This window comes from Flavobacterium sp. HJJ, from assembly GCF_015351475.1.
Taxonomy (GTDB): domain Bacteria; phylum Bacteroidota; class Bacteroidia; order Flavobacteriales; family Flavobacteriaceae; genus Flavobacterium; species Flavobacterium marginilacus.
Genome location: NZ_JADKPR010000016.1, coordinates 117,564 through 129,131 on the forward strand (window position 1 = coordinate 117,564; position 11,568 = coordinate 129,131).

The window sequence follows — 11,568 nt, forward strand, 5'->3', positions numbered from 1 at the left end:
TTAAACACCTCATTTCAAATAAAATACTTTAAAGAAACTTTTGGAATTAATTGTTCATTTATAGTGAAAAAATAATCACAGATGAAAATGAAAGAAATATAGATTCTTTACTGCATTTTGAAGAAATATTTTATAGGGACTTCAAATGATTTTTTTGTGAATTGATTTAAATTATTGCACTCAAGGTTTTATAAAATATAGATAGTTGTAACTTTAATTTAAAAGAATTATAAAGATAATGAATTGTAAAAATGTATTATTAATCCTTAAATATTTAAACAATGAAGTTAAACAAAATGAACATTTCTCGCTTGACAAAATCTCAAGCACAGGCAATTAAAGGTGGTTACGGCGGCGGCGGAAGTGGCGGAAGTACTATACACAATTTTACATGTACATGGTGTACTGGGGGTGGAAATTCGTTTGAATGTTCTACACAAAATCCGAACGATATTGCATGTAACACTACTAGACCTAATACTTATGCTACTTGTACTTTGTAGCAATTTTTAAATTAAAAGGGTAATCTAAACCATTACCCTTTTATCAATAACTTTAAATAATTATATTTTTATTATGAAAGATGAGATTCATAAAAAGATAATACAAATAGAAAAGGAGATTTCTGAAAGGCAAAAGGATATAAGTGATATATCATTATTTCAAGGTATGGGAGGACTTCCCATATTTTATTTTTTATTGTATAAATTAACCAATAAAGAAGAATATCGAGATAAAATACATGTAGTAATAGAAAACATAACAAACTTATTAAATACTGGTGATTATAGCTTGACCTATTGTGATGGTCTTACTGGAATCGGTTATATGCTCAATTTTATAAAGAATAAAGAAATTTTAACAAACGAAGTTAATTTTGAAATAGAGGAATCATTGGAGTTTATCGATCAATGTATTGTTGAATTTGCCTTAAAAAACACTAAGGGCATTGAGGAATTAGATTTCTTGCACGGAGCTTTTGGAGCGGCATTTTATCTAAATGAAAGGTTAAAAAATAATAAGAATCCAGAACTCAAAAATAAGGTTACTGTCTTTTTTGAGCTTTTGTCTACTATTGTAATCAAAGAAGTAGAAAAAACAAATAAGGTTAAGAATGTGATTGATATTGATAACTCTACTCAACGAACTAATTGCGGATTAGCACATGGGCATATTTCGTATATTTTGATATTTTCTGATTTTTTGGCTCAATTTAAAGATAATAATCTTGTATTCGAAGCTTTAAAAAAAAGTGTTTCTTGTTTATTGGAATTTGAAAACAATGATAAAAATAATTTATCTGCTTATCCTAGTATTGCAGTCAATAAAAATACAGGTGATTATAATGTGTCTTTAGGTTGGTGTTATGGTGACCAAACTATATCTTTAGGTCTTTACAAAGCATCACTTATATTGAATGATAATAATATAAAAAATATTGCATTCCGTTTGGCATTTCGAAATATGGAACGAAATACGATAGAGAAAATGTTTGCAACACCTTTTTATGATGCAGGTTTTTGTCATGGATTATCTGGTATTGCTTATTTACATAAAAAATGGTCAATAATCTCCACAGATAAAAAATTTTATGAATTATATGAAAATCTCATAAATGACATTCTCGAACTTAGCTGTAAAAATGATGGTATTGCCGGTTTCAAAAAGTTTAATGGAAATGGTTATTTTGTAGATTCAATAGGCATGTTAGATGGTGTAATAGGAATCGGAATGGTTCTAATTGATTATTTACTTGAAGAAAAAGATAATGATTGGGACTCTTTATTTTTATTAAATTAGTTATCTAAGACATGAAAATAAATAACCCGTACGAAGCTTTTCCTGAGTATGTATTAAGAGCACCATTAATTTCTTATAGTTTTTACAAAAATATCACTCAAGGTAAAGATATTTCAGACGAAGTTTTTAAAAGTCTATTCAAAGAAAAGTTTATCAATGAAGCAATTTTTTTAGCAACTCCAATTTTATATGAAGAGTTGAAAAAATGGGTAAATGATGAAGTGACTGATTTAAAGAAAATTGAGAAGCTAAAAATTTCATTTTTGAAGTATTTTTCAAGAATGTCATCAAGATGCACCCCTTTTGGGCTATTCGCAGGATGCGCAATGGGGAAATTTGGTGAATATTCAGAAATCTCTCTAAATGATGCTAAAAACAATAATAGACATACCAGATTAGATATGAATTATCTAGTTGCTTTGTCACAAGATTTTGTGAAAAATAATATTTTACAAGAACAAATTAAGTTTTTTCCGAATTCTAGCTTATATAAGATGGGGAAACAATTTCGATATGTAGAATATAGATATGTTGAGGGTATAAGAGAGCATGAAATAATTGCAATCGAGAATTCAATATATTTAGAAAAGGTTCTAAAGGCGTCGGTAAATGGAATTTTAAAACATGATATTGTTCAGTTATTAATAGATGAAGAAAATTCTAAAGAGGCAGTTTTAGATTTTGTGGAAGAATTAATTGAGAATCAAGTTCTAATTAGTGAGCTAGAGCCTTCTGTTTCTGGTCCTGAGTTTTTAGATCAAATTAAAAAGGTGTTATATAAAGTACAGGGGATTGATTTTGAAAAAAAAATCTTAAAAGATGTTGAATATAAATTGTCAATAATTGATCAAAAAGTAGGCTCTGATGTAGAAAAATATATGGAAATTGGTGAAAATTTAAAAAAAATAGAGACTCAATTTGATATTAAATATTTATTTCAAACGGATGTTATTTTAAAACCAGAAAGTAATGTACTTGATAAAACTATAATAAATTCTATTAAAAAAGGGTTGTCAATATTTAATAAATTAACGTTAGTACCCAAAAATGATAATCTGAGTACTTTTAAAAACGCTTTCAATGAACGTTATGAAGAAAGCGAAATTTCTCTATCAAAAGCATTAGATGTAGAAATAGGCATTGGATACAAACAAAATCAAGAAGGTTTGGATATTAATCCTTTAATAGATGATTTAATATTTCCTAGTACTGAAAATAAAAATATGGCAAGGGAGATTAAATGGTCACAAACTTATTCATTTTTTCAAAAAAAGCTAATAGATTCCTTTATAAATGGAGATTACATTATTACAATAACAGAAAATGATTTTGAATTTCTAAGTGAAGATTGGAAGGATTTACCTGACACCATTTCAACTATTGTTGAGATTGTAAAAATTAAAGGCCAAAGGAAAATTGTAATTAGTGGTGCTGGGGGTTCAAGTTCAGCTAATCTTTTGGGACGCTTTTGTCATGGAGATTTGGCATTAAAAAAATTTACAGAAAGAATAGTTGATTTAGAAAAAAAAATGAATAGTGATAAAATTTTAGCTGAAATTAATCATTTACCAGAATCTAGAGTTGGTAATATCTTAATGAGGCCGAATTTGAGAGATTTCGAAATTCCATATTTAGCAAATTCAACCCTAGTTAGAGAAAAGCAACTGGAGATAGAAGATTTATTAATATCAGTCAAAAATCAAAAAATTATTCTTAGATCTAACCGACATAATATGGAAGTAATTCCACGATTATCGAATGCTCATAATTATTCTGGAAATTCATTGCCAATATATCATTTTTTATCTGATATGCAGAATCAAAACAAACGAGCTTCAATTGGATTTGATCTTGGGCCATTTGCAAATGAATATAGTTTTATTCCAAGAATTGAATACTGCGATTTAATATTATCGGAAGCTACTTGGAATATAAATAAAGAAGAGATTAAAAGCTTTTTTGGTTATGAAGATTCAGATTTATTATTTAATATTTCTTTATGGCGAAACAAAAATAAAATTCCACAAAAGGTGTTACTTGTCGATAGCGATAATGAATTATTAATCAATTTAGAAAATGTAATATCAATTAAAATGTTTTTAAACACCGTGAAAAATAGAAATGTATTTAAAATTAAAGAATTTTTATTTACTGATGATGGAATAGTGAGAGGCACTGATCCAAGTGAGTATTATACAAATCAAATAGTTGTCTCATTTTTTAATAAAGAACGCTTGAAAAATGAATAGAACGGTACAAAAAACATTTGTAACTGGAGATAAATGGCTCTATTATAAAATTTATACCGGTTCAAAAACTGCTGATATAATTTTGATTTCATCAATAAAACCCCTTGTGGAATTTTTACTTAAAAAGAAAATAATTGATAAATGGTTTTTTATACGTTATGCAGACCCTCAACCCCATCTAAGGCTACGCTTTTATTGTAATGAAGTTAATAAAATAAATGAAGTTATTACAATTTTAGGGCCAGTATTTAAAGAGTTATTAAAACAAGATTTAATTTGGAAAGTTACTACTGATACTTATCAGAGAGAATTAGAAAGATATGGAAAAAACACAATTGAACTTTCAGAAAATATTTTCTTTTTAAATAGCTCGTTAATCCTAAATATCCTAATGATTTTAGAAAATGATGAAGAATTACGTTGGATTTTCTCATTGCGAGAAATAGACAATCTATTAACAAATTTTAAATACAGTAATTATCAGAAGTTTCAATTATTAGAATTCCTAAAAACGTCCATGGCTTTTGAATTTGGTGCTACTAAAGATCTAAACAAACAATTAGATTTAAAATACCGGAAATATAGGTATAAAATTGAAAACATCTTAAACTCAAATGGAAAAGAAATTGAACAATTTGAAGATATTAATTACTATATAAATTGCTTTAATGAAAATTCAAAAGAGACAATAGATACAATTTTAAGTTATGAAGAATCTAAGACTCTTGAAATAAGCCTGAATAATTTACTAAGTAGTTATATCCATATGTCTATGGTTAGGCTATTCAAATCAAAAAACCGAATGCATGAAATGGTGATTTATGATTTTTTATTTAGGTATTATAAGTCTAAAAAAGCAATTGATAATATTGAAAATAATAAAAAAATTCATGAGTTAAACATGTGATAAAATTATCAAAATTTTATATTTAATGAAAAAAATTGTATTAATTAATTGTTACATAGGAAAATTCCCTTGGTTTTTCAATTTATTTATAAAATCATGTGAATTTAACCCAACGATAGATTTTTTTATATTTACAGATAATATTATAGAAGACAAAATACCTTTTAATGTTCATTTAATACCTTTTACATTAGCAGATTTTAATATATTAGCTTCAAAGAAACTGGGATTTAATGTTAATATTGAAAATCCTTACAAACTTTGTGATTTTAAGCCTGCATATGGAGAATTATTTTCAGAATATTTAGACGGTTATGATTTTTGGGGCATAACTGATATAGATGTAGTTTATGGGCGAATTAGAGAATTTATGACTGATGAATTGCTGGATAATAATGAGATAATTTGCATAAGACATGATTTTATAACGGCATGTTGTATGCTTTTTAAAAACAATACAAAAATTAATTTACTATTTAAAAAAAGTGCTGATTACAAAATGATTTTTACATCCAAAAAGAACTATTGTTTTGATGAAGCTAATTTTGAACAAGCCTCAATAATTGATAAGTATGATATTTTTTCAATCGATTGTGAAATAGTTAGTATGCAGCATGTTATATTAAGTGAGGAGAAAGTTGGAAATTTAAAATGTCATTTCGATTTTATCATGTGTGAAGGAACTCCTGGACGTTTGAAATGGGATAAAGGAATTTTTTCATATGATGATAAATTTGAAATTATACTTTATCATTTGCTTAACTATAAAGGCAATATTTTTTCAAATAAAAAAATGATTTGGGATATAATTCCTGATGTTTTCTATATTGACAAATTTAATTTTAGAGATAATAATTCAATGCTTTTAAGATTAAAGGCGTTTTATAAAGATAACATTTTTTTCTTTTTATGGAAACAAGGAAAAGTTATTGATATTTATATATCGACAAAAATTATTAAAAGAAAATTTTATGAACTACAAGAAGGAAAATATTACTATTATCTAAATAAAAAACCTTTTATAGTGAGCAAAGAAATAGATGGTTCAAATTTTATGAGTTTTAGTACAGAAAATAAATATCCAATATTTAGTTTGTTTTTTAGTAAAAATTATTTTTGCTTAAGCGGATTGCCACATATTTTTAGATTAGATGATAAAACTAATTCATCATATAACAAATTTAAATGTATAACTGAGTTTGGTTTTAGTAATTTATATAATAAAATAGAAAATCATTATTAACTTTGAAAAAATTTCCTTTCTATAAGCAAACTGAATTCAAAGATTGCGGACCAGCTTGTTTAAAAATTATCACTAGTTTTTACGGTAAAACATTTAAAATACAGGATTTAAGAGATTATTCTGAGACGACCCGAGAAGGTAGCAACTTATTAATGTTGAGTGAAGCAGCAGAGAAAATTGGTTTTAGAACATTAAATGCTAAACTTGATATAAAAAAAATTGGCGAGACACCTTTGCCATCTATTCTACATTGGAATAAAGTACATTATGTAGTACTTTATAAAATAAAAAAGGATGTGTATTTTATCTCTGATCCAGCTATTGGTTTAATTGAATATAATAAAAAAGATTTTATTAAATTTTGGATTGGCAATAATGCTGATGAATCGACAAAAGAAGGAATTGCATTATTGTTAGAGCCAACATTTAAATTTTTTCAATCTGAATTTGATAAAGAAGAAAATAAGGGACTAGGATTCGGCTTGTTATCACATTATGTTCTGAGATATAAATCATTTTTGATACAATTAAGTATAGGGCTATTGGCAAGTAGTTTACTGCAACTTATTTTTCCGTTTTTAACACAAAGTATTGTTGACGTTGGAATACAAAATCAAAACATTCATTTTATTTACTTAATTCTTTTTGCTCAGTTATTTCTATTTGCTGGAAGAACTGGTTTAGAGTTAATTAGAAGTTGGATATTACTTCATCTTTCTACCCGAATAAACATTTCACTTATCTCAGATTTCTTTTGCAAATTAATGAATCTACCAATTTCATTTTTTGATGTTCGAATGACGGGTGATATCATGCAACGAATTAATGATCATCGCAGAATCGAAAAAGTCCTGACAACTTCGTCTTTAAATGTTTTATTCTCAGTGATTAATATGTTAATTATGGGAGCTGTTTTGGCATACTATAATCTTCAGATATTCTTTGTATTTTTTACAGGAAGTTTTCTTTATTTTGGTTGGATAACCTTGTTCTTAAAAAGAAGAGAAGTTTTAGATTACAAGCGTTTTACTGAAGTTTCTAATGAACAAAGCAAAGTAATGGAATTGATAAACGGAATGCAGGAAATAAAACTCCACAATGCTGAGAAACAAAAACGCTGGGGTTGGGAATATATACAGGCAAGACTTTTTAGAGTTTCGATAAAAGGATTGGTTTTAGAACAAACGCAAACTATTGGTTCTTCTGTAATCAACGAATTAAAAAATATTTTTATTGTTTTTCTTTCTGCAAAGTTAGTTATCGATGGTTCAATCACACTTGGTATGATGTTAGCAATCAGTTCAATTGTCGGAAGTTTAAATGGCCCGATCTTACAACTTATTGGTTTTGTATTTGAATTGCAAGATGCCAAAATATCATTGGCAAGATTATCTGAAATTCATGAAAAAGAAGATGAAACAGATCAGGAAATCTATCAGACAAACGACGTTCCATACGATTCAGATATTGAAATAAAAAACCTTAGTTATCGCTATCTAGGAGCTGATATTCCGGTTTTGGATAATTTAAATTTGATTATTCCGGCTAATAAAGTAACCGCAATAGTTGGCGTTAGTGGAAGCGGAAAAACAACTCTAATGAAGTTGCTCCTGAAATTTTATGAGCCAGATAAAGGAGAAATAACAATTAGGAATACACAGTTTAAAAATATTTCACAAAAAGCTTGGCGATCCAATATTGGAGCTGTAATGCAGGAGGGTTTTATTTTCAGTGATACCATTGCAAATAACATTGCTATTGGAGTTGATATCGTTAACAAAGAAAGGTTAGTTTATGCTGCGGATGTGGCAAATATTAAAGAATATATTAGCGAACTTCCTCTTGGATATAATACAAAAATTGGTGCAGAAGGAACTGGAATGAGTGCAGGACAAAAACAGCGTATGCTTATCGCTAGAGCAGTGTATAAAAATCCCGAAATTTTATTTTTTGACGAAGCTACTTCAGCATTAGACGCCAATAATGAAAGGGAGATTATGAGGAAACTGGACATCTTTTTCAAAAATAAAACAGTAGTTGTTATTGCGCATCGATTAAGCACCGTTATGAATGCAGATCAGATTGTAGTTTTAGATAAAGGAAAAATTATAGAAATAGGAAATCATTCAGCTCTTGTAAATCAAAAAGGGAATTATTTTGAGTTGGTTAAAAATCAATTGCAATTAGGGAATTAAATCATGGATAAAGAAATTACTGCATTTGAATTAAGAAGTGAAGAAATTCAAGACATTCTCACTAAAGTTCCGCATTGGATGATTCGATGGGGAACAATTATGATTTTTGTAATTATTGTGATGCTTTTTTTTGTTTCTTGGTTTATAAAATTTCCTGATGTAGTAAATACTGAAATTATAATTACAACTAATATTCCGCCAGAGAAAATTGTAGCCAAATCCTCAGGGCGAATTGAAGCCATTTTGGTTAAAAATAAAACAATTGTTTCTAAAAACACTGCACTTGCAATTATAGAAAATACTGCTAATTATAAAGATGTATTTTTATTGAAAAGTATTATTGACAATTACAATATAAATGATCCGGGAATAACTTTTTCTTTTTCGAAGCTTAAAAATATTCAATTAGGTGAAATTGAAAGTGCTTATGCTGTTTTTCAAAAAGATTATCAGGCTCAGGAATTAAATCAAAATCTTCATCCTTTTGAAATAGAAAGTAGAGCACAAAGTGCAGAAAAGATTCTGTTGAAAGAAAGGCTTGATATTTTGCAGCAGCAAAAAGGAATTAACCAAAGCGAAATAGAATTGCAAAAAAATGAAATTATCAGATTTGAAGTTTTATTCAATAAAGGGATTGTTTCTGCGCAAGAAATGGAAACCAAGAGATTAGGTTTTCTTCAGGCGCAAAAGAATTATAAGAGCTTATTGTCATCGATTTCTCAATTGAAATCCACTTTGATAGATAATACAAAATCGAGTCAGAATTCTCAGGTAAACAGCACCAAAGAAGAGGTTAACCTAGGAAGAAGTGTTGCACAATCATTCTATCAGCTTAAAAAAGTGATAAAAGACTGGGAGCTGGCTTATGTCTTAAAATCTTCAATAAGCGGAACAGTCACTTTTTTGCAGGTTTGGAATGAAAATCAAACTATAAATTCAAGTGATAATGTTTTTTCGGTCATACCAGATGCTAAAAACGGATTTGTTGGAAAAGCAAAAGCACTAGCACAAAATTCAGGAAAAATAAAAGTAGGGCAACGGGTTAATATTAGGTTGGCTAATTTTCCTGATCGTGAATTTGGTGTTTTAAAAGGTACAATTCAGAATATTTCTTTGATTCCAGATAAAGATGGGAATCTTTTGATAGATGTTGCACTTCCAAATGACTTACGGACTTCTTACAATAAAAAGATTGTGTTTCAACAAGAAATGAAAGGAAGCGCTGAAATTGTAACGGAAGATCTTCGATTAATTGAAAGAATCTTATATCAATTCAAAAGCATATTTGAACAAGTTTAAAATTATAATGAAAAAAAGTGACATTGTTATAGATAAGCTAATAATAAAAAGGGAATGTTAAGGACTATTTAGGTAGGGTTTCAAATTAGGATTCTGTCGCATCTGCCATATAAATAAGAGACACTGTCCCATAAAGTGTGTAAGTTGAAAAGTAAGGCTTCGGTTTTTATAATCGGAGCCTTTTTTCAAATATATGGTGCAGAAGGGGATGACCAGCCATATGTAATTCATCAGAAAAGTGATGAGGGGTATGTTTTGGGAGGAAATTCCAACAGCCGAAATGCATTAACTCCTTTGGGCGGTATTGTGAGTAATGGAACTGATTTTTGGGTTTTAAAACTAGATTCTGAAGGCGGGATTCTCTGGAGTAAAACATATGATTTTGGGAAAACAGACATTCTGACTTCCCTTGTAGTCAATAGTGATAAAAGTTATTTGATAGGAGGACATGCTAAAAAAGAAAGCAAAAGATCTTTGGTTACAGATCTGGCAGGCAAAGCAGGAATCAACATGGAAAAAGACGGGATTAATGATTATATAGTGCTTAAGGTAGAAGATGATAAAGGAGAAGAACTTTGGAATAAAACCCTTGGCAGCACGGGAGAGGATATCCTTAGAAAGTTAGAGGAAACCTGCGATGGTGGTAATTTAATGGCCGGTACTTCAGACTCGACTTCCTCGAAAGATAAAAACTCCAATATTGGGAGTAATGATTTCTCGATTGTAAAACTAAAAGACAAAACCAAAGTTGAGAAAGTAAAATCCAGTATTGAAGTAATCCCTAACCCGGTAAGAGACTATACAAACATAATTATTGGTCATGATTTTAAAAAAGGGACTGCTACTGTGGTTGATATTTCAGGTCGTACACTGCAAAACTTTACAATCACCAGTAGAACGGGACCTGTTGATTTAAGTAAATATTCTGAGGGTATTTATATAGTTAACATCAAAACTGATGTGAAAACAGAATCTATTAAAGTTATAAAATCAGTTAATTGAATTAAAAATGAATAATTATTACAAAAAAAATCATTACTATCCGAAAGTCTAAAATAAAAAAAGCCTGAGAATCCCGTATTTTTGATTTTGCGAAACAAATAATACTTTATGGGACTCTTCAGACGAAACAAAAATATCAAAAAACCTGTAATTCGGCAAATTATCGACTTAGTGCCTCGATGGATGATTGAAAATTGTACAAAAAAGCACAAGTCAGACAAAGGATGTAGTAAATACAAGACTTACGACCAATTCGTTGCACTAACTTACGGACAGCTTAATAAATGCTACACTTTGAATGATATTTCGACAGGAATCGGGGTCAGCGAGGTTTTTATTGGAGATTTAGGACTGAGTCAAAGTCCAGCACGATCCACTATGAGCGATGGCAATAAAAAGCGTGATTGGAAAGTGTTTGAGTCCTTATATTACAAGCTTTTATCACATTATCAAAGAGTTCTGAAAAGCGAGTCTCAACGTAATATTATCAATGAAATTAAAGACCAAAACGTAAAATTGATTGACAGTACCACAATCAGTCTGTGTTTGAATATGTTTGACTGGGCCAAGTTTCGGACAGCAAAAGGAGGTTTGAAAACACACACTTGTTGGGATGATAACTTACAAATTCCAGATTTGGTAAATATAACCCAAGCTAAAACACACGACAGATATGGCATTGGGCAATTGGTTTTCTCAAAGGGAACAATAGTGGTAGAGGATAGGGCTTATTTTGATTTTGCATTGATGCTACATCGTATTCAAGCCGAAAACGTTTTTGTGACCCGGATTAAAACAAATACCTTGTACGAATCGATTCAGGAATTGGACTTGCCTTCCGAGGACGATCAAGATATCATCAAGGACGAAATT

9 protein-coding genes are annotated in these 11,568 nt (G+C 29.1%); all 9 read left to right on the top strand.

All coding sequences use genetic code 11. The features are described 5' to 3' along the window. Positions 1-281: 281 nt before the first annotated feature. Positions 282-503 carry a hypothetical protein gene (locus tag IRZ80_RS13660; RefSeq protein ID WP_194642127.1) on the top strand — a complete coding sequence of 74 codons (222 nt, stop codon included), beginning with the start codon at positions 282-284 and terminating at the stop codon, positions 501-503. Positions 504-576: 73 nt separating this feature from the next. After that, a complete protein-coding gene (locus IRZ80_RS13665) occupies positions 577-1,800 on the top strand; it encodes a lanthionine synthetase LanC family protein (protein WP_194642128.1) in 1,224 nt (407 codons plus the stop codon). An 11-nt stretch (positions 1,801-1,811) separates the two neighbouring features. Beyond that, positions 1,812-4,049: a lantibiotic dehydratase family protein gene (locus IRZ80_RS13670; RefSeq protein WP_194642129.1), complete on the top strand. Its 2,238-nt coding sequence runs from the start codon at positions 1,812-1,814 to the stop codon at positions 4,047-4,049. Further along, positions 4,042-4,956 carry a thiopeptide-type bacteriocin biosynthesis protein gene (locus IRZ80_RS13675; protein ID WP_194642130.1) on the top strand — a complete coding sequence of 305 codons (915 nt, stop codon included), beginning with the start codon at positions 4,042-4,044 and terminating at the stop codon, positions 4,954-4,956. The genes IRZ80_RS13670 and IRZ80_RS13675 overlap by 8 nt, the downstream gene beginning before the upstream one ends. A 25-nt stretch (positions 4,957-4,981) precedes the next feature. Beyond that, positions 4,982-6,199 carry a DUF6625 family protein gene (locus tag IRZ80_RS13680; RefSeq protein WP_194642131.1) on the top strand — a complete coding sequence of 406 codons (1,218 nt, stop codon included), beginning with the start codon at positions 4,982-4,984 and terminating at the stop codon, positions 6,197-6,199. 2 nt (positions 6,200-6,201) lie between these two features. Beyond that, positions 6,202-8,394 (top strand): peptidase domain-containing ABC transporter, encoded by a 2,193-nt coding sequence (locus IRZ80_RS13685; protein WP_194642132.1) that lies wholly within the window; start codon positions 6,202-6,204, stop codon positions 8,392-8,394. Positions 8,395-8,397: 3 nt separating this feature from the next. Next, entirely contained in the window at positions 8,398-9,693 is a 1,296-nt protein-coding gene (locus IRZ80_RS13690) for an HlyD family secretion protein (protein ID WP_194642133.1), read from the top strand. 144 nt (positions 9,694-9,837) lie between these two features. Beyond that, on the top strand, positions 9,838-10,695 hold the full coding sequence (locus IRZ80_RS13695) for a T9SS type A sorting domain-containing protein (RefSeq protein ID WP_228520909.1): 858 nt from the start codon (positions 9,838-9,840) through the stop codon (positions 10,693-10,695). A gap of 108 nt (positions 10,696-10,803) precedes the next feature. Then, a partial coding sequence (locus tag IRZ80_RS13700) for an IS4 family transposase (RefSeq protein WP_194642134.1) occupies positions 10,804-11,568 on the top strand: 765 nt, incomplete at its 3' end.

What these genes read in the sequence shown, in the direction of transcription:
- IRZ80_RS13660 (WP_194642127.1), top strand. Translation starts at nt 282, where the DNA reads ATGAAGTTAAACAAAATGAACATTTCTCGCTTGACAAAATCTCAAGCA.
- IRZ80_RS13665 (WP_194642128.1), top strand. Translation starts at nt 577, where the DNA reads ATGAAAGATGAGATTCATAAAAAGATAATACAAATAGAAAAGGAGATT.
- IRZ80_RS13670 (WP_194642129.1), top strand. Translation starts at nt 1,812, where the DNA reads ATGAAAATAAATAACCCGTACGAAGCTTTTCCTGAGTATGTATTAAGA.
- IRZ80_RS13675 (WP_194642130.1), top strand. Translation starts at nt 4,042, where the DNA reads ATGAATAGAACGGTACAAAAAACATTTGTAACTGGAGATAAATGGCTC.
- IRZ80_RS13680 (WP_194642131.1), top strand. Translation starts at nt 4,982, where the DNA reads ATGAAAAAAATTGTATTAATTAATTGTTACATAGGAAAATTCCCTTGG.
- IRZ80_RS13690 (WP_194642133.1), top strand. Translation starts at nt 8,398, where the DNA reads ATGGATAAAGAAATTACTGCATTTGAATTAAGAAGTGAAGAAATTCAA.